Origin of the sequence: Jeotgalibacillus marinus (assembly GCF_040801915.1) — a bacterium.
GTDB lineage: Bacteria > Bacillota > Bacilli > Bacillales > Jeotgalibacillaceae > Jeotgalibacillus > Jeotgalibacillus marinus.
The window spans coordinates 347,210-371,381 of record NZ_JBFMIA010000001.1 but is presented as its reverse complement, the minus strand read 5'-3'; the positions used below and the strand labels follow the sequence as shown (position 1 = coordinate 371,381).

General features: G+C 40.3%; 24 protein-coding genes and 1 other annotated feature. Of the genes, 20 read left to right on the top strand and 4 right to left on the bottom strand.

The annotated features are described in order from the left end of the window. Positions 1-16 precede the first annotated feature (16 nt). Both AB1471_RS01950 and pheA read left to right on the top strand, forming a co-directional pair. The gene (locus AB1471_RS01950; protein WP_367777859.1) at positions 17-472 is read left to right on the top strand and encodes an ACT domain-containing protein; all 456 of its coding nucleotides are present in this window, start codon (positions 17-19) and stop codon (positions 470-472) included. Between the two features lie 29 nt (positions 473-501). After that, a complete protein-coding gene (pheA, locus tag AB1471_RS01945; protein WP_367777858.1) occupies positions 502-1,359 on the top strand; it encodes a prephenate dehydratase in 858 nt (285 codons plus the stop codon). Between the two features lie 54 nt (positions 1,360-1,413). Here pheA and AB1471_RS01940 read toward each other — a convergent pair whose 3' ends face one another. Further along, positions 1,414-1,950 (bottom strand): transcription repressor NadR, encoded by a 537-nt coding sequence (locus AB1471_RS01940; protein ID WP_367777857.1) that lies wholly within the window; start codon positions 1,948-1,950, stop codon positions 1,414-1,416. Between the two features lie 167 nt (positions 1,951-2,117). On the opposite strand from AB1471_RS01940, the gene safA reads away from it, so the two are divergent. From safA to yajC, 9 genes are all read left to right on the top strand, one after another. After that, the gene (gene safA / locus AB1471_RS01935; RefSeq protein ID WP_367777856.1) at positions 2,118-3,242 is read left to right on the top strand and encodes a SafA/ExsA family spore coat assembly protein; all 1,125 of its coding nucleotides are present in this window, start codon (positions 2,118-2,120) and stop codon (positions 3,240-3,242) included. Positions 3,243-3,482: 240 nt separating this feature from the next. Further along, positions 3,483-3,656: a hypothetical protein gene (locus AB1471_RS01930; RefSeq protein WP_367777855.1), complete on the top strand. Its 174-nt coding sequence runs from the start codon at positions 3,483-3,485 to the stop codon at positions 3,654-3,656. A gap of 247 nt (positions 3,657-3,903) precedes the next feature. Beyond that, a complete protein-coding gene (locus AB1471_RS01925; protein ID WP_367777853.1) occupies positions 3,904-4,218 on the top strand; it encodes a BofC N-terminal domain-containing protein in 315 nt (104 codons plus the stop codon). A gap of 156 nt (positions 4,219-4,374) precedes the next feature. Beyond that, the gene (gene ruvA, locus AB1471_RS01920; RefSeq protein WP_367777852.1) at positions 4,375-4,986 is read left to right on the top strand and encodes a Holliday junction branch migration protein RuvA; all 612 of its coding nucleotides are present in this window, start codon (positions 4,375-4,377) and stop codon (positions 4,984-4,986) included. A 27-nt stretch (positions 4,987-5,013) separates the two neighbouring features. Then, positions 5,014-6,015, top strand: a complete 1,002-nt coding sequence (ruvB, locus tag AB1471_RS01915) for a Holliday junction branch migration DNA helicase RuvB (RefSeq protein ID WP_367777851.1) — start codon at positions 5,014-5,016, stop codon at positions 6,013-6,015. Continuing rightward, positions 6,012-6,215 (top strand): DUF2905 domain-containing protein, encoded by a 204-nt coding sequence (locus tag AB1471_RS01910; protein WP_367777850.1) that lies wholly within the window; start codon positions 6,012-6,014, stop codon positions 6,213-6,215. The genes ruvB and AB1471_RS01910 overlap by 4 nt, the downstream gene beginning before the upstream one ends. A 36-nt stretch (positions 6,216-6,251) precedes the next feature. Further along, positions 6,252-7,277, top strand: coding sequence for a tRNA preQ1(34) S-adenosylmethionine ribosyltransferase-isomerase QueA (gene queA / locus AB1471_RS01905; protein ID WP_367777849.1), 1,026 nt, complete (start codon positions 6,252-6,254; stop codon positions 7,275-7,277). A 15-nt stretch (positions 7,278-7,292) separates the two neighbouring features. Further along, the gene (tgt, locus tag AB1471_RS01900; protein WP_367777848.1) at positions 7,293-8,432 is read left to right on the top strand and encodes a tRNA guanosine(34) transglycosylase Tgt; all 1,140 of its coding nucleotides are present in this window, start codon (positions 7,293-7,295) and stop codon (positions 8,430-8,432) included. Positions 8,433-8,467: 35 nt separating this feature from the next. Further along, positions 8,468-8,743, top strand: coding sequence for a preprotein translocase subunit YajC (gene yajC, locus AB1471_RS01895; RefSeq protein WP_367777847.1), 276 nt, complete (start codon positions 8,468-8,470; stop codon positions 8,741-8,743). 71 nt (positions 8,744-8,814) lie between these two features. On the opposite strand, the gene AB1471_RS01890 is transcribed toward yajC, so the two are convergent. Then, positions 8,815-9,198 carry a TIGR04086 family membrane protein gene (locus AB1471_RS01890; RefSeq protein WP_367777846.1) on the bottom strand — a complete coding sequence of 128 codons (384 nt, stop codon included), beginning with the start codon at positions 9,196-9,198 and terminating at the stop codon, positions 8,815-8,817. Between the two features lie 89 nt (positions 9,199-9,287). Here AB1471_RS01890 and AB1471_RS01885 point away from each other — a divergent pair, with 89 nt between their 5' ends. Next, positions 9,288-9,944: a DUF421 domain-containing protein gene (locus AB1471_RS01885; protein ID WP_367777844.1), complete on the top strand. Its 657-nt coding sequence runs from the start codon at positions 9,288-9,290 to the stop codon at positions 9,942-9,944. Here the strand turns inward: AB1471_RS01885 and spoVB are convergent. After that, entirely contained in the window at positions 9,932-11,473 is a 1,542-nt protein-coding gene (spoVB, locus tag AB1471_RS01880) for a stage V sporulation protein B (RefSeq protein ID WP_367777843.1), read from the bottom strand. The genes AB1471_RS01885 and spoVB overlap by 13 nt on opposite strands. A 112-nt stretch (positions 11,474-11,585) precedes the next feature. Here spoVB and AB1471_RS01875 point away from each other — a divergent pair, with 112 nt between their 5' ends. The 7 genes from AB1471_RS01875 to dtd all read left to right on the top strand — a co-directional run bounded on the left by AB1471_RS01875 (position 11,586) and on the right by dtd (position 20,569). Next, on the top strand, positions 11,586-11,891 hold the full coding sequence (locus AB1471_RS01875; protein ID WP_367777842.1) for a post-transcriptional regulator: 306 nt from the start codon (positions 11,586-11,588) through the stop codon (positions 11,889-11,891). Between the two features lie 142 nt (positions 11,892-12,033). Further along, positions 12,034-14,298 (top strand): protein translocase subunit SecDF, encoded by a 2,265-nt coding sequence (gene secDF / locus AB1471_RS01870; RefSeq protein ID WP_367777841.1) that lies wholly within the window; start codon positions 12,034-12,036, stop codon positions 14,296-14,298. A 139-nt stretch (positions 14,299-14,437) separates the two neighbouring features. Beyond that, a complete protein-coding gene (locus AB1471_RS01865) occupies positions 14,438-14,779 on the top strand; it encodes a LapA family protein (RefSeq protein ID WP_367777840.1) in 342 nt (113 codons plus the stop codon). Positions 14,780-14,887: 108 nt separating this feature from the next. Continuing rightward, positions 14,888-17,248: a single-stranded-DNA-specific exonuclease RecJ gene (recJ, locus tag AB1471_RS01860; RefSeq protein WP_367777839.1), complete on the top strand. Its 2,361-nt coding sequence runs from the start codon at positions 14,888-14,890 to the stop codon at positions 17,246-17,248. Continuing rightward, complete coding sequence (locus AB1471_RS01855; protein WP_367777838.1) at positions 17,239-17,751, top strand: adenine phosphoribosyltransferase; 513 nt, start codon at positions 17,239-17,241, stop codon at positions 17,749-17,751. Before recJ ends, AB1471_RS01855 begins: the two co-directional genes overlap by 10 nt. A 166-nt stretch (positions 17,752-17,917) precedes the next feature. Further along, positions 17,918-20,110 carry a RelA/SpoT family protein gene (locus tag AB1471_RS01850; RefSeq protein ID WP_367777837.1) on the top strand — a complete coding sequence of 731 codons (2,193 nt, stop codon included), beginning with the start codon at positions 17,918-17,920 and terminating at the stop codon, positions 20,108-20,110. Positions 20,111-20,128: 18 nt separating this feature from the next. Then, the gene (dtd, locus tag AB1471_RS01845) at positions 20,129-20,569 is read left to right on the top strand and encodes a D-aminoacyl-tRNA deacylase (RefSeq protein WP_367777836.1); all 441 of its coding nucleotides are present in this window, start codon (positions 20,129-20,131) and stop codon (positions 20,567-20,569) included. A gap of 64 nt (positions 20,570-20,633) precedes the next feature. On the opposite strand, the gene AB1471_RS01840 is transcribed toward dtd, so the two are convergent. Continuing rightward, positions 20,634-22,418 (bottom strand): N-acetylmuramoyl-L-alanine amidase family protein, encoded by a 1,785-nt coding sequence (locus AB1471_RS01840; protein WP_367777835.1) that lies wholly within the window; start codon positions 22,416-22,418, stop codon positions 20,634-20,636. 151 nt (positions 22,419-22,569) lie between these two features. Next, positions 22,570-22,800, top strand: a binding site (T-box leader). A gap of 96 nt (positions 22,801-22,896) precedes the next feature. Here AB1471_RS01840 and hisS point away from each other — a divergent pair. After that, the gene (hisS, locus tag AB1471_RS01835) at positions 22,897-24,162 is read left to right on the top strand and encodes a histidine--tRNA ligase (RefSeq protein ID WP_367777834.1); all 1,266 of its coding nucleotides are present in this window, start codon (positions 22,897-22,899) and stop codon (positions 24,160-24,162) included. Positions 24,163-24,172: the final 10 nt, after the last annotated feature.

Genomic DNA, 24,172 nt, shown 5'->3' with positions numbered 1-24,172 from the left:
AATGGGAGGAAGTAAGGTGACAAAAAATCGACTAGATGAAAAATTTTTCTTAGTGAGGGAAGACATACTTCCTGAAGCCATGAAAAAAACGCTTGATGCTAAAGAGTTGTTGGAGCGGGGAAAAGCCGACTCGGTTTGGGAAGCAGTAAGACAAGTTGATCTAAGTCGAAGTGCTTTTTACAAATATCGTGATACGGTTTTTCCATTTCATACTGTGGTAAAGGAGAGTATCATTACGCTCTTTTTCTATCTAGAAGATCGTTCAGGTACCTTATCCCAGTTACTTGGGCTTACGGCGTCTTGCCATTGTAATATCTTAACGATTCACCAAACCATTCCGCTACAAGGAAGAGCGAACGTGACCTTGTCGCTCAATGTAACGGATATGAGTGTGCCACTTGATGAAATGATGTCGAAGCTAAAACGGCTTGAATTTGTTGAAAGAGTGGAAATACTCGGTTCTGGCGCATAATATAGAGTCAAGGTAAGAAAGGTGATAAGATGAAAATTGCTTATTTAGGTCCTGAAGCATCGTTTACTCATCATGCAGTGAAAAAAGCTTTTCCGAAAGATGACCTTGTGCCGTTTGCGACGATCCCTGATTGCCTCGAAGCTTTAACAGCTATGCAGGTTGATCGGGCGGTAGTTCCGTTAGAAAATGCGCTTGAGGGTTCTGTTCCGATCACAGTTGATTATTTATTTCATGATGTGGATGTATACATTACCGCGGAGCTTGTGTCGCCCATTGAACAACACTTAATGGTACATCCAGTAAATGAATCGCGCTGGGAAGAAGTGACAAAAATCATGTCCCATTCTCACGCACTAGCGCAATGTCACAAATATTTGTATTACCGATTTAGAGGACGAATACTGGAACCATCAACATCGACAGCAGCTGCTGCTCATTATGTAAACGAGCATCCTGAAGAAAATGTTGCGGCAATCGGTAACTCACTTGCAGCGAAAACGTATGGATTAAAGATAGTGGAAGAGAACATTCATGATTTTCATTTTAATCATACTCGTTTTGTCGTACTTTCTTGTACGGCAGCTACTGATCATCTTGAACTAACAGGCGCATCACACAAGTCAACATTAATGGTAACATTACCTTCTGATGATCGAGCGGGTGCGTTGCATCAAGTGCTATCTGCTTTTTCTTGGCGTCAATTGAGCTTAAGTAAAATCGAATCTCGACCGCTTAAAACAGGTTTAGGCAATTATTTCTTTATTATTGATGTTGAGCAATCAATGGACGGTGTGTTGATGAGAGGTGCCATTGATGAACTCGAGGCACTAGGCTGTACAGTAAAGGTATTAGGAAGCTATCAAAAGCATTCTGTCCCAACGCTCTAGTTTTTAAATAAAAAAGCATTCACCCAAATCACTAGGATTCGGCGAATGCTTTTTTTAGTCTTTTACTAATATTCCTGCATGAAATAATTTCTCCTCGACTCGTTGTAAAATGGATTCTTTATCAGCTTCAATCTCATGAAGGTGAACGCCAGCTGTTAGTTCGGACAAGAATGATGATTCAGTACTCTTAATTTTTTGAATAAAGTCATTGACGTCATTTATGGAATGAACCATCAAAGATGCGGTTAAGTCTCCATATACAGGGTGTTCGATAGATACGTTTTTGATTGTTGCGCCTTCTTGAACGATCATGGTCATCTCTTGCTCTGATTGTTCCGGTGTGTGGCGACAGACAATCTTTCTGCTCACTTTCGTAGTTGGGTTTGAAGGCATGTAGAGGTAACCTTGGCTTGTTGCTAAAATAGGCTCTTGCTTAGCTTTTAGCAGCGTGACATCACTGACAATTACTTGACGACTTACATTCATTTGTTGTGCAAGTTCGTTGCCCGTAATTGGACTTTGGGAGTCTCTAAGCGTATGTAGAATGTTTTGCCTTCTTTTTTCCCCATTGATTTTTCGATCCCTTGACATGTGTTGTTTCGTCCTCTCTTGCATTTGATTTGACGTAATTGTACCACATTGTTTCCCATTTGTGGCTGAACCTGAAAGGGCCGCTTCCGCTTTTGTTACAAAAAATCGTGGCAAATATCATTGTTATTCATAAGATATAAGGAATGATCTATGGAGGAGGGAAATAAGTGAAAATTCATGTTGTTCAAAAAGGCGATACGTTGTGGAATATTGCAAAAAAATACAATGTATCGTTTGAGGAGTTGAAAGCAATAAATACACAGCTTTCGAATCCAGATATGATAATGCCAGGGATGAAAATCAAAATTCCATATCATAGTGCAGGGAAAAAAGAAGTGATCGTTAAGGAATCCGTTGTTCAGCATCCTTTTTCAGAGAAAAAACCACACGCACCACCAATGGACTATCAGCCAGTTATACCACAGCAAAAACCGATTATGATGCAGCCTGAAGTAGATATTCACCAAACCTACAATGTGCAGCTATTACAAGCACAAATGCAACAGCAAGAGCAGCCGCAATACCAAGTGCCTCAATTCCCGATGCCAGTGATGCCTCCTAAAGAACTAGTAGAGGAAGTAAAGGAAGTTAAAGAAGAAATAAAAGAAGTTGAAAAAGAAGTTGAAAAAGAAGTAGAAATGCCTCAAATGGTACACCACGGAATGTGCTATCCAATTTCGCCAATTATGCCTGGAGATGGCTTTCAGTGTCAGTGTCAGTATCCCAATCCAATGCATATGCAACAGCCACAAGTTCAAGGAGAGCATATGATGCCTGACAATAATCTTCCCAAGGATCCTATGATGCAACCACAGGGATATCCAGGAATGCCAAACGGATATATGGGAGAATATCCGAATATGAACCAATACCCGCAAGGAATGTATGGAGACCAAGGAATGTGGCAAATGCCACCAGGAATGTATGGAGACCAAGGAATGGGTCAAATGCCACCAGGAATGTATGGAGACCAAGGAATGGGTCAAATGCCACCAGGAATGTATGGAGACCAAGGAATGGGTCAAATGCCACCAGGAATGTATGGAGACCAGGGAATGGGTCAAATGCCACCAGGAATGTATGGAGACCAAGGAATGGGTCAAATGCCACCAGGAATGTATGGAGACCAGGGAATGGGTCAAATGCCACCAGGAATGTATGGAGACCAAGGAATGGGCCAATTTCCACCAGGGATGTTTAGGAATCAAGGAACGAACCAACCATACGGCTATCCAGGAAATCCAGGAATGGGTCAAGGAATGCCAAGGTATGATGAAGAGGATGAATCTTAATGAGGTCTATTGGAGGCGAGGATTCTCGTCTTCTTTTTTATTGTAATGGGAGAAGAAATCACGTGATGTAAAATACCATGCAAAAGTCTATGGGAAATGTTTAGTTGAACACAACTGAATGAATAAGCATCATTCCTCACAGGGTAAACACAAAAGCTTAGAGGGAAAAAATAACCGTCTTACTCTGTACGATCACATTATGTTACGGCTGTTCAGCGGATGATGATAAAGGGGTCCAAAATGATCAATGAATCAGAAGCCAAAAATGAGATACATCAAGGGAAGTTCTCAGATCATTTAGCAGAGGGGATAGCCCAAATAAAAGGTGTTCAATATGTGAAAGTCATTGTGCATGAAAAAGACATTGCAGCTGCGGTTACCCATTCAAAGAAGAATCAGTCGAAGAAGATATAATTTACATGCTACAGGAACAAGTGGATGATGGTTACGATGTTTATGTGTCAAAAGATAAAGCGACCTATCGATTGCTCAAGGAGTAGATAATGGTTTGCGATCCGGATATGATGAAAAATGGGAACACGACAACATGGAGTCTTTAAAAGAAATGATGACAAAAGTAACGAAACAGTCAAAAGAAGTATTGTAAGTAGAATAAACAACTGGTTCATATAGCACACTACTCTTAAAGGAGGTGGGCTATATGAATATACAGACCCGTATGACTGGCAAATTGATCATTACTTTCTTTATGATGACTTTCATACTGAGTCCCACGATAACTTCAAATGCAAGTGATTACCATATGATCGACATTACACTTGAAACGATTTATGAAGATGGTGAAAAAGCGGTTGAAGTTCGATCTGAGGAAGTTGTGGCGATGGAAGACCTTTGGGGAAAGTATGAAATGTGGCACCTAGTTGATATGTCAGAGGGAAAAGTCATTTTCCGCTCACAAGTGAAAGAGTTGTCGCCGTTAACAACCTTAAGTGGCTATAGTAAGTTCTCACCATAACAACCGACCTCACCGCGGTTGTTTTTCTTTTTTGCTGAAGTCCTAGATAAAATCTGCTAAAATAAGAACAAACGTTTCGTGACCCTATAAACTGTTCCGATTTTTACGTTGAAAATGTGATACAATGAAGAATGGACTTGAAAGGAAGAAGGCATAATGTATGAATACATAAAAGGTGAGGTTGCACTCATTTCAACAGAATATATTGTCGTAGACCATCATGGTTTGGGTTATCAGCTTTTTATGCCAAACCCTTTTGTTATGACGTCAAAGCAAGGGCAGCATGTACAGGTGTTTACGTATCAACACGTGCGTGAAGACCAGCTAACCCTTTTTGGTTTTCCAACGATGGAGGAAAAGCTTTTGTTTATGAAGTTGTTGAATGTTTCCGGGATAGGCCCAAAAGGAGCTCTCGCCATTTTAGCTTCAGGAGCACCTGAACAGGTTATTCAGGCGATTGAAAATGAAAACGACACGTTCCTAACAAAGTTCCCTGGAGTAGGGAAGAAAACCGCACGTCAAATGATCTTAGATTTAAAAGGAAAACTTCAAGACGTAGTACCAGATTTTTTTCCGAACCTTTTTGCAGATCCAGACCGTGCTAAATCAACTGATAACCCTAAATTAGAAGAGGCCCTGTTGGCGTTAAAGGCGCTTGGCTATTCGGATCGAGAACTGAAAAAAGTAGAACCTAGCTTATTCAAGGAATCACTAACAACGGATCAGTATATTAAAAAAGGGCTTCAGCTCATGCTTAAGCTTCAATGATAAAGCTAGATAGCAAGGGGGGATCGTATGGAAGAACGAATTGTTTCCAGTGACACAGAAAGCACAGAAGAACACTCACTTGAGCAGTCGTTGCGCCCACAACTACTTGAAACGTACATCGGTCAGGATAATGTAAAAAACAATTTAGCCATTTTTATAGAAGCGGCGAGAAATCGTCAAGAGACATTAGACCACGTGCTCCTATACGGTCCACCGGGTTTAGGGAAAACGACGCTTGCTGCTGTTATAGCAAATGAGATGGGTGTGAATTTAAGGACGACTTCAGGACCAGCAATTGAACGACCGGGAGACCTTGCTGCTATTTTAACAGCGCTTGAACCTGGAGATGTACTCTTTATCGATGAGATTCATCGCCTGCCTCGAGCAATTGAAGAAGTATTGTATCCTGCGATGGAAGATTTTTGCTTGGACATCGTTATTGGTAAAGGGCCGAGTGCAAGGTCTGTTCGACTTGATTTACCTCCATTTACACTTGTTGGAGCGACGACACGAGCGGGTGCGATCTCAGCTCCTTTACGTGATCGCTTTGGTGTATTAAGTCGTTTAGAATACTATGAAGAAGGTCATTTAATCGAAATCGTTCGTCGTACAGCGGATATTTTTCAAACAGGGATAGATGACCAAGGAGCACTCGAGATTGCGAGACGCTCTCGTGGTACGCCTCGTATTGCAAATCGCTTGTTGAGACGCGTGCGGGACTATGCACAGGTCAAAGCAGATGGTACAATCACGTTTGCTATCGCACAAGAATCACTAGAACTTTTACAAGTTGATCGATTAGGTCTTGATCATATTGACCATAAATTATTAACAGGGATTATTGAACGTTTTAGAGGAGGACCTGTGGGCCTCGATACGATTGCAGCAAGCATTGGAGAAGAATCGTCTACAATTGAAGATGTGTATGAGCCGTATTTGCTTCAAATCGGATTTTTACAACGCACACCAAGAGGACGAGTCGTAACCGATCTTGTATATCAGCACTTCAAGCTTGAGGTGCCACAATGACACTTCCTAAAACGATTATGTTAGTAGGAGCGGTCCTAGTGATCTTAGGATTTGTCATGCAGTTTATAAAGCTTGGTAAATTACCAGGTGACATTGTAATTAAACGAGAAAATATGACCATGTACTTTCCGATTGTGACATCGATTATCGTTAGCGTGATTTTGACAGGAGTTTTTTTCTTAATTAACCGCTACCGCTAATCATGTTTTTGTAAATTAATAGTTAGGATGAAAAAAATGAACATAGAGGATTTTAATTTTGCGTTACCAGAAGAGCTAATCGCACAAATTCCATTAGAAGATCGAACATCAAGTCGTTTGTTGGTACTGGATAAAGAAAGTGGGGATTTTTCACATCGATCGTTTCTTGGTATTCTTGATTATTTGCACGAAGGCGATTGCCTTGTGTTAAATGATACAAAAGTATTGCCAGCTCGTTTGATTGGAGTAAAAGAAGGTACTGGTGCAGCGATCGAGCTCTTGTTGTTGAAGCAGCTTGAGGGAGATCAATGGGAAACGCTTGTTAAGCCAGCAAAGCGGTTGAAGGTTGGCACGGCTGTCGTTTTTGGAGAGGGATTATTAAGAGCAACGTGTGTGGGGATTGGTGAACAAGGTTCAAGAATCATGGAGTTTTCGTATAGTGGCATTTTTTATGAACTGCTTGATGAACTTGGTGATATGCCGCTACCACCTTATATAAAAGAAAAACTCGATGATCAGGATCGCTATCAAACCGTTTTTGCGAAAGAACGAGGGTCAGCGGCGGCTCCAACAGCTGGTCTTCATTTTACGAAAGAGTTGCTTGATCAACTGCGCCAAAAAGGTGTAGAGATTGCTTTTATTACGTTACACGTCGGTCTCGGTACGTTTAGACCAGTATCGGTTGACTCAATTGAAGAGCACGATATGCATCGTGAGTTTTACCGATTAAACGATGAAACCGCGCAAAAATTAAATGCTGTAAAAGCAAGCGGTGGGAGAATTATCACGGTCGGTACAACGTCAACGCGGACGCTTGAAACCATTGTTGATAATCAAGGGAAGTTCCAGCCAGCGAGCGGTTGGACGGATATCTTCATTTACCCAGGCTACACGTTTAAAGCAGTGGATGCGTTACTTACAAATTTTCATTTGCCAAAGTCAACACTGATTATGCTCGTAAGCGCAATGGCAGGAAGAGAAGCAACTCTTGCTGCATACGAAGAAGCTGTGAAAGAACGTTATCGCTTCTTCAGCTTTGGCGATGCGATGTTAATCAAATAGAAGGGAGAAAGTCACGTGAGTGCAATTCGCTACGAACATATTAAAACATGCAAACAAACAGGTGCGCGTCTTGGGATCGTCCATACGCCACACGGATCATTTGAAACACCAACATTTATGCCGGTTGGGACGATGGCAACGGTTAAAACGATGTCACCTGAGGATTTAACACAGCTTGGAGCAGGCATTATATTGAGTAACACCTATCATTTATGGCTACGTCCAGGACATGACATTATTAAAGAAGCGGGTGGATTACACAAATTTATGAACTGGGACAAGCCGATTTTAACCGATTCTGGTGGATTCCAAGTTTTTTCATTAAGTAAATTCCGTGATATTAAAGAAGAAGGTGTCCATTTTAGAAACCATATTAATGGAGATAAGCTCTTTTTGAGTCCTGAAAAAGCAATGGAAATTCAAAATGCGCTTGGGTCTGACATCATGATGGCGTTTGATGAATGTCCACCTTATCCAGCGGAAGAGAAGTACATGAGAGATTCTGTAGAACGTACAACTCGTTGGGCAGAGCGATGCTTAACTGCTCACGAACGACCACATGATCAAGGGCTATTTGGTATTGTACAGGGTGGAGAATATGAAGCATTACGTAAACAAAGTGCAGAGGATCTTGTGTCAATGGATTTCCCGGGCTATGCTGTTGGGGGATTGTCTGTTGGCGAACCGAAAGATGTGATGAACCGTGTGCTTGAATTTACAACACCATGGCTGCCGACTGACAAGCCACGCTATTTGATGGGGGTAGGCTCACCGGATTCACTTATTGATGGAGCGATACGCGGAATCGATATGTTCGACTGTGTATTGCCAACACGTATTGCACGCAATGGTACCTTGATGACAAGCCAAGGGCGTCTTGTCGTTAAAAATGCAAAATATGCACGGGACTTTGGCCCGATTGATCCGAATTGTGATTGCCACGTATGTAAGAATTATAGTCGCGCGTACATTCGCCATTTAATTAAATGTGAAGAAACGTACGGAATTCGACTTACTACTTATCATAACCTACATTTTCTGATAAACTTAATGGGGCAAGTTCGCCAGGCGATTAAAGAAGATCGTCTTGGAGATTTCCGGGAAGAGTTTTTTGAACAATACGGTTTCAATCAACCGAATGCAAAAAACTTTTAATAGATTGAACGGCAGGAAGGAGGAGTTAGAGCAATATGGAAACGTTAATTACCTTATTACCACTTATCTTGATGTTTGGGTTGATGTACTTATTTTTGATTCGTCCACAACAAAAACGTCAAAAGAAAATAGTGGAAATGCAATCTAGCCTTGCAAAAGGCGACAAAGTGGTAACCATTGGTGGCCTTCATGCAATCATTGATGCAATTGACGAAGGGCAAGTCATCTTGAAGTGTGGAGATGGTAACCGTCAAACATACGACCGCAACGCAGTACGTGAAGTGGTTGAGAAACAACAAGGTGTAATGTAGTACCGGAACATGTTGTCCATACATAAAAAGCTGTCGAGATCCTCTCGGCAGCTTTTTATATAATTATTTATTTAAGTATCTTCACGTGTCTCACCAAATAGATTAACTCCAGCAACTCCTCCAACAATGGCGATGAAGAAGGTCAGTGACCCTTGGATCAGTGAGGAAGTCCAAAGCGTTCCTTGAGCGGTTAAATATAGTGACAATCCTACCATCAAAAGTCCAATGGCAGCACCAACTAGCAAACCTTTCTTTTTTGAAACTGCTCCACCCACAATCGCACCTGCTAGCACAACCACAAACATTGCACCATTTAGCCAAGTTGCCATTTCTAATTCTTTTAAAGATGTAAAAGCAAGTAGTGTCGCTATAACGATAGAAATGCTTAAAATGCTTGAGGCAATGACCACGATCCCATATGTAATCCCTTTCCCAATTTGTACCCAGGTCGTCATAATATTCCTCCTAGCGTATGATTTTTGTGTAGTGCTATGTGAAACTGACCATACTACAACTGATAAAATAATCGAAAGGGATGAGTGAATTGCTTGAAGAGTACATCTTGATTGGGTTGCGAACATTGACCTTATATGGACTCATCTTGCTCATTTTTCGTATGATGGGAAAACGAGAAGTGGGTGAATTAAGCTTGCTCGATCTCATTGTTTTTATGATGATTGGTGAAGTAGCAGTATTTGCGATTGAAGATCCGTATATAGAATTGTTTAAAGCTGTGATTCCAATGATGCTTTTGATGAGCTTACAAATACTCCTATCGTGGGTTTCACTTAAATATAAGCCGTTTAGAGATTTGATGGACGGTACCCCATCAGTATTAGTTCGACATGGAAAACTTATGAAACGAGAAATGAACCGTAATCGCTACAACATTGATGATTTAATACAGCAACTTCGTGAAAAAGATATTTTTGATTTACAAGACGTTGAATTTGCTATTTTGGAACCTTCGGGCACGCTAACGGTACTTAAAAGGGGTCGTGATGAAGGAGAGTTGTCATTGCCTCTTATCATGGACGGTAAAATTCAATTTGATCATTTAGCAAGAATCAAAAAAAATGAAGAATGGCTAAAATATGAGATGGTAGAAAACGGTTATTCTGATGTAGCTGATATTTTCTTTTGTTCATATGAAAATGGTCGATGGTTTATAAGTGGTAATACCAAACATCAAGACGAGTGACGCCATTTTGAAAAGAAATCCCAATCTTCACGTTTAATGACATTGGAAATTCTACCTAAAAATACGTAGCAGATCGTGAGTAACAGCATCGTAACAAGAGGATGGTTTAAATATGTTGGCAATAGTGATGGGAAAACTGTTCTTTGTAAAACAAACATGGATACCATAATCAACGCCACCAAGCCATATTGACTATATGGTACCTTGATTGGTACAAGCTTTAGCATCGTTAAGAAGTGCAGCAGTGTAACGACAATGAAACCGACCATTATTCCAATCGCCGCTCCACTTATACCAAAGCCAGGCTGAAGCATTAACACAGTCATGACAACCAACTTTATGGCAGTACCGATTAAACTGTTGATCATTGCTGCCCCAGCTGCTTCGTACGCTTGAAGAACGGCGTGTAACGGTCCTTGATAATAGAAAAAAATAGATAAAACAGACATGAAACCTAAAAGCTGTTGACCATTTGAAGAATTGTATAGTGCTTGCATTAAATAAGAGCCATGCGTTAGTAAAATGATGGAGAACAACCCTCCTGTAACAAGTGATATACGTAAAGCTTGTTGGATCCGGTGTTCCACTGTTGTAAACTGCTTTTTTGCTTTTGCTTCACTAATGGCAGGTACCAATGTTGTACTTAACGAGACCGTTATAAAAGAAGGCAACAGGAGGAGAGGTAACACGAATCCAGTTAGCATGCCGTACTCCTTCGTTGCCATTGCTGCTGTTAATCCAACAATTGTTAAACATTTCATGACGATAATCGGTTCTAAAAACCATGCGATAGACCCGATCATTCGACTGCCTGTTGAAGGTAAAGCGATTGTTAACAATTGCTTGGCAGTTGATGAACGACTAGGGAGAGGCTTAGAAAGAACTGTTTGGGTGGTTAAACGTTTTCTTGCTCGGATAAAGTGAAAATAAAGATAGGCGAGTGATAATAATTCTCCGCCGACCGTAGCAAACATCGCTCCTGCAGCTGCAAATTCAATCCCCATGGGCAGCATTGCCCCAACTAATATGTATAGTAAGGCAAGTCTTACAAGCTGTTCAATAATTTGACCTACAGCTGTAACACCCATCTGTTGTTTGCCTTGAAAGTAACCACGTAAAACAGCCGAGAAAGCTGCAATTGGAATAATGGGAAGAATGGCAATGAATGGCCAAAGTGTACGATCGTCTGCAAATAAAGTAGAAGTTAAGTAAGGAGCGATCGCAAACATAATTGGAGTAAAAGTCAATGCAAGTGATCCCGTTATTAAAAGGGAGACCGCCAATATCCTCTGCACAACTCGTTCTTCTTTTTTAGCTGTTGCTTCCGATACATATTTTGAGATTGCGATAGGAAGTCCAAGTTGGGTGATTGTGATGACAAGCATCAAAGTTGGAAAAGTCATCATATAGAGGCCAACCCCTTCTTCGCCTACCATTCGTGCAAGGAGTATTCGTTGCACCATTCCCAGCACTTTCGTCAGCATTGCGGCGAAGATTAATATAAGGGTTCCTTTAATAAAAGTAGACAATTAACACTCCACCTTCTCAAAACAAACTTTTTTCGGTATAATTAACCATATGCATGTCATTGGACAACCTATGACGGAAATATAAAGTTTGTCCGAACCTAGGGGGAAAAAAATGAACAAAAACACCTCTCTTCAAGAAATAATTAACAATTTAGGTCCTGCTTTAAAAAGTAAAGAGCAAGAGCTTCACTTATATGGTTATGATACAGTTACAATCGAAGGATTGTGGGACTATTTAGTTCACAAAAAGTGGATAAATAGTGAAGGAGAGTTCAGATTACATGTTGTCGTGAATGATATTTTATCAATTAAACCAGGCGATTTTATGAACTATACGACACGAATCGAATATAAGGCAGCGCCACTCAATTTAAAATTGAATGAAGAAGAGTTAAAATTGCTACTACATGGAAAATAGCATTGTATCAGTGTCCAGTTCTTTTTAGACCATCAATAAGCTAATTAGTAGGTTAGACACCAACTGATAAAGCATGTCTTATGCTTTTTAAGGCTGATTTGAGCCATTGTTGCTTTTAAACAGCAGAGAGGATGTATACATAATGGTAAAGCGTAGTCGGTTAGTCACCTTTTTTCTTTTGATTGTCTTAATTGCAGGTGCAATGGGAATGACGTCCCAATCAATTTTAGGAAACATTAAACTTGGACTCGATCTTCAAGGTGGCTTTGAAGTTTTATATCAGGTAAAACCTGCTGAAGAAGGACAGGAAATTACACCTGCTGTCGTAGCGGATACAGCTCAGGCATTAGACCGACGCGTCAATGTGCTAGGTGTGAGTGAGCCTGTCATTCAAGTTGAAAACAAAGATCGAATTCGTGTTCAACTTGCGGGGGTAGAAGATCAAAATCAAGCTCGTGAGATTTTATCGACTGAAGCGAAGTTAACATTTCGTGATGTTAACGATAACGAACTTATGAGTGGAGCGGATCTTGTTGAAGGTGGTTCTAGTCAAACTTTTGACGGTAACACCAACCAACCAATCGTGAAGTTCGTGTCGAAAGATGGTAGTAAGTTTGGGGAAGTTACTCAACAAGTTTTAGATATGGGTCCACCAAATAATAAGTTGGTCATCTGGCTTGATTATGAGGAAGGTGATTCATATCAAGAAGAAATGCTAAAAGAAGAACCTAAATTTATTTCAGCTCCAAGCGTTCATCAAGTTTTGACAGGTGAATCCATTATTGAAGGTGGATTTACGATTGAAGAAGCGCAAACGCTGGCTGATTTATTAAATGCAGGTGCTTTACCTGTTGAACTCGAAGAAGTGTACTCTACTTCCGTAGGGGCTTCATTTGGTCTTATGGCAATGGATCAAACGATTAAAGCAGGTATCATTGGTATTTCATTGATCTTCTTATTTATGATTGCTATCTACCGCCTCCCAGGTATCATTGGAGTTGCAACATTATCCATTTACATCTACTTAGTTTTACTGATATTTGATTGGTTAAATGGTGTGCTGACATTACCGGGTATAGCAGCCTTGATTCTAGGGGTTGGTATGGCAGTTGATGCCAATATTATTACCTATGAACGGATTAAAGAAGAATTAAAGGTTGGAAAGCCTGTACGTGAAGCATACGAAGCAGGAAACAAGTCGTCTTTATGGACCATTTTTGATGCGAATATTACAACCATGCTTGCAGGGATTGTGTTATTTATCTTTGGTACAAGCTCTGTAAAAGGGTTTGCAACCATGCTCTTAATCAGTATTGTCGTAAGCTTTATCACAGCTGTATTTGGTACACGACTCTTTATGAGCCTATGGGTTAGAAGTAAATTCTTGGACAAACGAAAAGGTTGGTTTGGTGTAAAAGCTTCTGAAATCAATAATTATTCAGAAGGAGTGGATTCATTAGATTTACCGACTAAGTTTGATCGTTTTGACTTCGTGTCTAGTCGTAAGAAATTCTTCGTACTTTCAGCAGCGTTAATCGTAGTTGGACTTTCATTCTTACTTCTTTTCCGCTTAAACCTTGGTATTGACTTTACAAGTGGGACACGAATGGAAGTGTTGGCAGATACTTCGCTGACTGAAGAAGTCATACATGAAGATTTAGAATCGATCGGTTTGTCCGCTAATAACGTTCTTGTCTCCGGTGAAAGCCAAGAAATTGGTGTTGCTAGATTCACGGAGTCACTTAATCAAGAGGAAATCGCTGAAATAAAAACGTATTTCTCTGATAAATATGGAGCTGAGCCAAACATATCAACTGTGGATCCAATCATAGGTGAAGAGTTGGCGAAAAATGCACTGATGGCAGTCGCGATTGCTTCCATAGGTATTATATTGTATGTAACGATTCGCTTTGAGTGGTCAATGGCACTTTCGTCAGTGATTGCCCTCGTACATGATGCGTTCTTTATTATTGCAGTGTTTAGTATGTTACGACTCGAAGTTGATATTACATTTATTGCTGCGGTCTTAACGGTTATCGGTTATTCGATCAATGACACGATCGTGACATTTGACCGAATTAGAGAGAATATGCGTAAGATGAAGTTGATTGAAACGAAAGAACAAATCGCGTTGATTGTTAACAAATCATTGCGCCAAACGTTAGGTCGCTCGGTGAATACCGTTCTAACTGTTGTGTTCGTAGTAGCAGCAATGATCATTTTTGGTTCTTCCTCAATATTAAACTTCTCAATTGCTTTGTTGATTGGTTTAATTGCGGGAACGTATTCTTCTGTCTTTATCGCCGCCCAGCTATGGTATATACTGAAAAAACGTGAACTGAAAAGAAAAGGATCAATTGTAACGTATAAAGAGAAAAAAGAATGGACAGACGAACCAGTCGTATAACTGTCTAATATGAAAAAACCGTCATCGTTACGATGACGGTTTTCTGCATCTTGTAGAGGATTAAATTATAGTGAAGGGTAAACAATAACTATAGACTTAAGTTTTTGATAAAGGTTTCTTTAGGAAAAGGGGGGATTCTATGAGATTCCAATGGGCACTGATTATGGGGATTATTTTTGCTCTTATTGTTGCGATTTTTGCTGTTATCAATGTGAATCCTGTAATTGTGAATTTTGCTTTTGCACAGGTCGAACTCCCGCTAATTTTAGTTATTTTAGGATCTGTTTTAATGGGAGGGTTAATTATTGGATCTGTAGGTCTGTTTCGCTTGTTTGTTACACAGCGAAAGATAAAACATCTTGAAGTTGAAAACGAAAATCTTAACCAGCAGTTAGCCCAATCGCTGGTTAGTGAGCATAGGCCATTGTCAACACGAAAAACAGCTCCTGATTCAACAGGGAAACCATCATCACCTGAATAAACAAAATTGCGATGGATAAGAACATGTGCATAGCTTTTTTATGTTTACGGTGTCATTGAATACATTGATTTGCTCCTGTATAATGAGAATCGCAAAAGAGGTGAAGAGATGTTACATTCAAAAACACGCTGGAAAATCCAGCCGGTCAATGAAGATACCGTTCAATTACTTTCAAATGCACTCAATCTACCAACTGTTGTAGCAAGGCTACTTGTTCAACGTGGAATAATTGATGTAGAGGAAGCGCGTTCTTTTTTACACATAGAAAATCAGGAGTTTCATAATCCTTTTGAGTTACTTGGTATGCAACAAGCTGTAGATCGAATCAAACGTGCAATTGAAGAAGACGAAATGATTCTCGTATATGGTGATTATGATGCCGATGGTGTGACGAGTACTTCCGTTATGCTGAGCGCTTTACAAGAGCTTGGTGCGAATGTCGATTTTTATATACCGAATCGCTTCTCGGAAGGATACGGGCCAAATGAAGCAGCGTTCCGTTTTGCTGCTGATCAAGGGACTACTCTTATTATTACAGTAGATAATGGCGTGTCAGGGGTCCATGAAGCTTCCGTTTTAAAGGAACTTGGAGTGGATCTTATCGTTACCGATCACCACGAACCAGGACCACTATTACCTGACGCTTTCGTGATTATTCATCCAAACCATCCACAAGGAAACTATCCATTTAAGGAGCTTGCTGGGGTGGGTGTTGCTTTTAAACTTGCACATGCATTGCTAGGGGAACCGCCTGTTCACTTACTTGATCTTGTGGCTATTGGCACAATTGCGGATCTCGTTGCCCTACAAGGAGAAAATCGTCTTCTTGTAAAAAAAGGTCTCCAAGTACTGCGACAATCCAATCGGAAAGGCATCCAAGCTCTTTGCAAAATTGCCGGTTCAAATGTAGCTGAACTTGATGAAGAATCAGTAGGCTTTGTTATTGGTCCAAGGTTAAATGCAGTTGGTCGCTTGTCTGACGCCGATCCAGCAGTAGAGCTATTGATGTCAAAAGACGCGGAAGAAGCTGAAGCGCTCGCAATGGAAATCGACGCAATCAATAAAGAACGGCAAGCCATCGTTAGTACGATCACAGAAGAAGCAATTGAACTAGTGGAATCCTTTTATCCGTTAGATGAAAACCGTGTTCTTGTTGTGGCAAAAGAAGGATGGAATCCAGGCGTCGTTGGAATCGTTGCTTCACGTTTAGTAGATCGCTATTATCGGCCGGTCATCATGCTTTGTCTTGATCCAGTAACAGGAAAAGCAAAAGGATCCGCGCGAAGCATTTCGGGTTTTAATATGTTTGAAGAGCTTTCTCAAAACCGAGAATTACTACCTCATTTTGGCGGTCACCCAATGGCGGCTGGCATGACGTTATTGATTGAAAATGTAGAAGAGTTACGCTCTCGTTTAAACGAACAAGCAAAAAAACTATCGTCAGAAGATTTTATTCCGATTACTTCGATTGATACGATTACATCTTTAGATGAAATTGATTTAAATATGATTAGTCAGGTAAGGACTCTTGCTCCATTTGGAATGAAAAATCCAAAACCAAAAGTTTTAATAGAACAGTCATCTGTTGCTTCAATCCGTAAAATTGGTACCAATCAAAACCATTTAAAGATGACTCTTCAAAGAGACCAGTCGGCAATCGACGGAATTGCTTTTGGCTTAGGAGAGCTTGCAGATCATGTGTCACCGCTTGCAAAAGTTGATGTGATTGGCGAGCTGTCGATCAATGAATGGAATAATACAAGGAAACCGCAAATTTTTGTACAAGATATAAAAGTAAGTCAGTGGCAGTTATTCGACGTGAGGGGAATTGTCCAACCTGAGAGGTGGTTGTCGACATTACCAAGTGAACGACACCTTATTGCTTTCGATGAAAAAACGGTTCGGAAATTTAACGAAATCGTTGCGTCAAATGAGATTACATTCATTTCAACCGTAGAACAAGCACAGACTTATTCTATAGATGAAAAACACATTGTTCTGCTAGATTTGCCAAATGAAGAAGAAGTGTTGGTAACGTTGATTAAAAATGGCAAACCAAGTCGAATTTATGCCCACTTTTATCAGGAAAATCCACAGTTCTTTCACACGGTGCCATCACGTGAACATTTCGGCTGGTACTATGGTTTTTTAAAAAAACGCAATGAATTTGACATCCGTAAAAATGGAGATGCGTTAGCCAATCACAAAGGGTGGACACGAGAAACGATAAATTTCATGTCAAAGGTGTTTTTTGATCTAAATTTTGTTACAATAAACGATGGAGTGATTACGGTAAACGAGAACGTTCAAAAACGTGATTTATCCCATTCTCCTACTTATCAATCGAAAGAACGATTGGTTAAAATGGAGCAGGATTTGTTATATTCGTCTTTTCAGCAGCTGAAAGCATGGTTTGAACAGCATGCAGAATGGTCGGAGCGACTTGAGGAGGAAAAGGTATGGATTTAAAGCAATATATAACCATCGTTGAAAACTGGCCAAAGGAAGGCATTCGATTTAAAGACATTACAACTCTCATGGATAACGGAGATGCTTACCGTTATGCCACTGATCAAATTGTTGAATATGCTAAAGACAAAGATATTGATTTAATTGTTGGACCAGAAGCACGTGGATTTATTATTGGCTGCCCAGTAGCATACGCGCTTGGGGTAGGTTTTGCACCTGTTCGTAAAGAAGGAAAGCTACCACGTGAAACGGTGAAAGTTGATTACGGGTTAGAATACGGAAAAGACGTATTAACGATTCACAGAGATGCAATCAAACCGGGACAACGGGTGATGATTACAGATGATCTACTCGCTACAGGTGGAACAATTGAAGCAACGATCAAGCTTGTCGAAGAATTAGGTGGCGTTGTTGCTGGAATTGCCTTTTTAATTGAACTTACGTACCTAGATGGACGTGACAAATTAGAAGGATATGATATACTTACACTTATGGAATACTAATTTGGTAAGAGAGTCCCACAAGGGGGCTCTCTTTCTTTCGAATTGTGTCGACTTTTAAGATGTTTTTTAACGAAAATGTCACAATAGCTTTACATCCGTACTTTTTTTTTTAATAATAGAAACAATACACAAAAACTAACTTCAGATGATAAAGGTGATATAACGTATGGCGAATGATCGAGTGCTTACCGCGGAAGAAGTGTTCGGGATTACAGCAACCTACATGAGTAGCAATCAAGTGGAATTGGTAAAGAAAGCTTATGCCTTTTCCTCTGAAGCGCATAAGGAACAGTTTCGAAAATCCGGCGAGCCTTATATAGTACATCCCATTCAAGTCGCGGGTATTTTGGCGAATCTTCAAATGGATCCCTCAACCGTTGCTGCTGGATTTTTGCATGATGTTGTGGAGGATACGGACTATACCGGTAAGGATTTAAGCGAACTGTTTAACGAAGAAGTGGCCATGTTGGTTGATGGCGTAACAAAGCTTGGGAAAATTAAATATAAATCAAAAGAAGAGCAACAAGCAGAGAATCACAGGAAAATGTTTGTTGCGATGGCACAAGACATTCGGGTGATTCTTATTAAGCTTGCAGACCGTTTGCACAATATGAGAACACTCAAGCACATGCCCGTTGAGAAACAAGTCCGTATCTCAAATGAAACGCTCGAAATTTTTGCACCTCTCGCTCACCGTCTTGGGATCTCGACGATAAAATGGGAGCTTGAAGACACGGCATTACGTTATTTGAACCCTCAGCAATATTATCGAATCGTTAACTTAATGAAAAAAAAGAGAATCGAGCGAGAAGAGTATGTTGAGACGGTGATTCAAGAAATAAAGGATCACGTTGGAGATGTTTCCATTCACGCCGATATCGTTGGACGCCCAAAACATATTTACAGTATTTATAAAAAAATGGCCATGCAAAACAAGCAATTTAACGAGATTTATGACTTGCTTGCAGTTCGCGTCATTGTTGATAGCATTAAAGATTGCTACGCAGTGCTAGGTATAATTCATACGTGTTGGAAGCCAATGCCTGGTCGTTTTAAAGATTACATTGCTATGCCAAAGCCAAATATGTATCAATCTCTTCACACAACGGTAATTGGTCCGAAAGGTGACCCGCTAGAAGTACAAATCCGAACTTCCGACATGCACCGTATAGCAGAATATGGGGTAGCAGCTCACTGGGCTTATAAAGAAGGCACAATTGTGGGCGAAGACAAAAAAGCGACTGTTGAAAAAAAATTAACGTGGTTTAGAGAAATTTTAGAGTTTCAACAGGATTCATCTGATGCCGAGGAATTTATGGATGCTCTCAAATTCGATCTTTTTTCAGATATGGTCTATGTATTTACTCCAAAAGGCGACGTCATGGAACTGCCAGCAGGATCTGTGCCGATCGATTTTGCTTATCGTGTCCACTCGGAGATCGGAAACAAGACAATTGGTTCGAAGGTAAATGGCAAAATGGTGCCGCTTGATTCAACTTTAAAAACCGGTGACATCATTGAAATTATGACGTCCAAACATTCATACGGACCAAGTAAAGACTGGTTAAAGCTTGCACAAACATCTCAAGCTAAGCATAAAATTAAAGCGTATTTTAAAAAACAACTTCGCGATGAAAACATGGATAAAGGTCGTGACATCGTTGAACGTGAGATTCGGTCGCTTGAATTTAATCCGAAAGAAGTTTTGACAGAGGAAAATATCAAGCGTGTATCTGAAAAATTTAATTTTATGAACGTAGAAGATATGTATTGTGCCGTTGGCTATGGTGGAATCACAGGTGTTCAAATTGCCAATCGACTTACAGAGAAGCTTCGTAAACTTCGTGATGAAGAAGACACGCTGGAAAAAGCGATGGCAGAAATTAAACCACCGACACAACGCAAGAAAAGAGATGCGGGTGTTACGGTAAAAGGCATTGACAATTTGCTCGTGCGACTATCTAAATGCTGCAGTCCTGTTCCTGGTGACGACATCATTGGCTTCATTACGAGGGGCCGAGGAGTATCTGTCCACCGCACGGATTGTCCAAATATCCAAAATGATTCCAATGCTCGATTAATCCCAGTTGAATGGGAAGGGACACCTCACGATAAAAAGGAATACAACGTGGATATCGAAATTTCTGGTTACGATCGAAGAGGCTTATTAAATGAAGTTCTTCAAGCGGTAAACGAAACCAAAACAAATATCTCAGTTGTTAGTGGTCGAATAGATCGCAATAAAATAGCGACAATCAATATGTCCATTATGATTCAAAATATCAATCACCTTCAACGAGTAGTGGAACGGATCAAACAAATTTCTGATGTTTATTCCGTACAGCGGATAGTGAATTAACGACTGGAGGAGACGGCTTTGCGTGTTGTTGTTCAAAGAAGCAAAGAAGCTTCTGTCACAGTGGAAGGCAAAGTAACAGGGAAAATAGAACACGGCCTAGTACTGTTAGTCGGGGTTACGCACGAAGATGGAGAAGAAGATGCACGTTACATTGCTGATAAAATCGCCAATCTTCGCATTTTTGAAGATGAAGAAGGAAAAATGAACCATTCATTACTCGATCAAAAAGGACAAGTTCTATCAGTCTCGCAGTTTACTCTTTATGGGGATACGAAAAAAGGAAGAAGACCTAACTTTATGAAAGCGGCAAAACCTGATCTTGCAGAACCAATCTATGAGAAATTTAATGAATTCCTTGTCGAAAAAGAGATTGTTGTGGAAAAGGGGATGTTCGGTGCGATGATGGAAGTTTCTTTAACGAATGATGGGCCGGTTACACTGATCGTTGAAAGTAAATAAAGAAAAAACTCGGCATATGCCGAGTTTTTTTCGTGTGTACGAGGAAATCTAACAAGATTGTAATCTAATAATTTTCAAAATACTCAACTAGTCCATTATAAATACCAGTCGTTGCAATGTCACGGAAGCGATCATTGTTGACTAACGCTTCTTCAGATGGATTACTAATATAACCCAATTCGAGTAATACAGCCGCGCTGGAATTTTCACGAAGCACAAAATAGTCACCAAATTGTACTCCGCGGTTACTGATTGTCATTTGCCCTTCGAGACCTTTGTGCACCGAATTAGCTAGCGTTTTGTCTATTCCTCCGTAGAAGTAGGTCGTGTAACCTCCAATGCTTCGATCATCATGTGCATCATAATGAATCGAAATAAATGCATCTGCTTGGTATTGCTGAGAAGTAGCGACACGACTATTTAAATCAATGTATCGATCATCTTGTCTTGTCATAATCACTTTTGCACCAGTACTTGATAGCTTGTGATAAAGCATTTCAGCAGTGCGCAATGTTAATGGTTTTTCGTGCGTACCACTCGCGCCTGGAGAACCACCATCACGTCCGCCATGACCAGCATCAATGACAATGGTAGCATCAGCAATTGAATCAATAACCTTTTCTTCTTGTTCTCGTTCTTCCTCTTCCTCTTCAAACTCTTTTACAGTTGAATCTTCTGCAGCAACAATCCAATTGGCAATAAAACCAGTTGTATCATCACTTAATCTAATTTCAAACCAGTCACCTTGTTGAGACACTACAGGGTACTGTTCACCTGCTTGGGCTAGCGTAACAACGTCGGACTCAACAGATGCTTGAGATCGAATGTTTGAGCCATTATACAAAATCGTAACACTCTCTAAATCTGCAGTAGAACTGTTTGATTGAGTATGACTGGATCTGGTTCCTTGCTCTGTATACCAGCTTGCGATCCAACCAAATTCACCTGATTGATACTCTATGCTATACCAATCACCTGAGATTTCTTCAACTGTAAAAGAATCTCCTTGATTAACACTACCGATCGAATCTCCAGATCGAGAAGGTTCATTTCTCACCGTTAATGCATCAACCATAATGACGATTGAAGAATCTTCTAAAGAGCTCATTTCAATCGGTTCCGTTGAGTCGTTTGTTGTTGCTTGGTATTGAACATAAGACGAACTAACCCACCCTTTAAGTCCGTTTCCTTCAACGAGTAGCCAGCCATATTGCTCTTCATCAATTAACACGATGTCCCCTTGATTGAATGAACCGATAACTGCTCCTTCTGAAGAAAAATCGTTACGAACATTTAATCGATCGACAGAAATGGTTCCAAGAGATTCACCTTCACTTGTCTGTTGAGATGATTGTTGTTGCTGATCAATAAATTCTGCATAGGCCCATCCAGACGTTCCATCAGGCATACTAATTTCTAGCCATTCACCGGATTCAGATAAGACATTAACTGAATCACCTTTCTTCAGTGTTCCAACTACGTCATAGTCTGTTCCAGCAGCCGCTCGAATTCGGAGTTCGTCAGTAATAACATAATATGTATTCGTTGATTCAGTGTCTACTTCAGGGGTAGGTGTGCTTTCTTGAATAGTTAACCACTCGGCCACCCAGCCTTCTTGTCCACTAGCTAGCTGTAATTTGAGCCAACCATATTCATTATCTAATACCTCATATGTATCCCCTTTATTAGCGGTTGCGACAGTTGGAAACGCCAACCCTGGACCTTGTCTCATATTTACTGAATCACTTGAAATTGTTGCTGTAATCCCCTCAGCTTGTCCGGCTCTTGGTGGGATCGAGAAAGAAGTAAAAAGAAGAACAATGACTAAAAATGGAACACTTACCTTCATACCATCACCTCACATATAATTCCTGCTCCTATTATATATAGTTTCACTCAAATCGTCATTAAGAAATATCAATTGGAAAAGTCATTTCGATTCTTCTTGACATTCACCCCGCTCATTCGTATGATTGATTACATTATAAAAAAACAACTTGAATTGACCGATGATGGGGCACAGTAAATAAGAAACGCATGACTAGAGAAAATCCACCTTAGGCTGAAAGTGGATTTACATGACGCCTTGTTGAAGGAACACCCCGTAGGTTCGACTCTGAAAAGTGATCATCTTAGTAGGAATCGACGTATGCAGGCGTTAACTGCCTCAAGTGGAAGCATAATGCTTCAATTAGGGTGGCACCACGGGATATCAAACTCCCGTCCCTTGTTTTAGGACAAGAGACGGGAGTTTTTTGTATGCAAAAACGTTGGAGGGTATAACGATTTGCACATTAAAAATGAATTTAAAACAAGGAGGAGTTAAGATGTCATTCAATATTCCACGCGGTACGCAGGATATCTTGCCAGGGACAGTTGAAAAATGGCAATATATTGAGCAAGTGACAAAAGATTTATGTGAACAATACCAATACAAAGAAATTAGAACACCTATGTTTGAACATACAGAGCTCTTCGAACGTGGGGTTGGAGATACAACCGATGTTGTACAAAAGGAAATGTACTCATTTCAAGATCGCGGAAAACGCAGCTTAACATTACGTCCTGAAGGTACTGCTGGAGTCGTACGATCGTTTGTTCAACACAAAATGTTTGGGAACGCCAATCAACCAGTTAAACTCTTTTATCAAGGGCCTATGTTTCGGTATGAACGACCACAAGCAGGACGCTATCGCCAATTCGTTCAATTTGGCATAGAAGCGATTGGCAGTGATGATCCAAGCATCGATGCAGAAGTCATCTCACTTGCAATGGAACTTTACAAACGACTTGGATTAAAAGAAATCAAGCTTGTACTAAACAGCTTGGGTGATACAGCAAGTCGTGTAGCTCACAAAGAGGCGTTGATCGCACACTTTGAACCAAGAATTGATGAATTTTGTTCAGATTGCCAAACCCGCTTAACTAAAAATCCATTACGTATATTGGATTGTAAAAAAGATCGTGATCATGAACTAATCTCAACAGCACCGTCACTTAAAGATTATTTAAATGAGGAATCAAGTACTTACTTTAATAAGTTACAACACTACTTGACAGTGATGGGCATTGATTTTGAGCTTGATCCTAACTTGGTTCGTGGTCTTGATTATTACAACCACACAGCATTCGAAATCATGAGCAGTGCTGAAGGATTTGGTGCAATCACAACTTTATGTGGTGGTGGTCGTTACAATGGACTAACGGAAGAACTAGGGGGACCGAATGCACCTGGTATCGGTTTTGCGCTAAGTATTGAACGCTTACTTGCAGCGCTTGAAGCAGAGAACATTGAATTACCAGTTGAAGATTCTCTAGTTTGTTACATGGTCGCAATGGGCGACGAAGCGAAAGATAAAATTGTTGAACTGACATTTAAAGCAAGACAACAAGGACTTAAAGTCGAAATGGATTTTCAAAACCGCAAAATGAAAGCACAACTTAAATCGGCTGACCGTTTGAAAGCGAAATATGTAGCGATATTAGGTGACAATGAATTAGCGGATGGAAACATTATGGTTAAAGAAATGGAAAGTGGATCACAAGAAATGGTTTCACTTGATCAATTCATTGAACACTTAAAGCAATCCTAAGGAGGAAAAC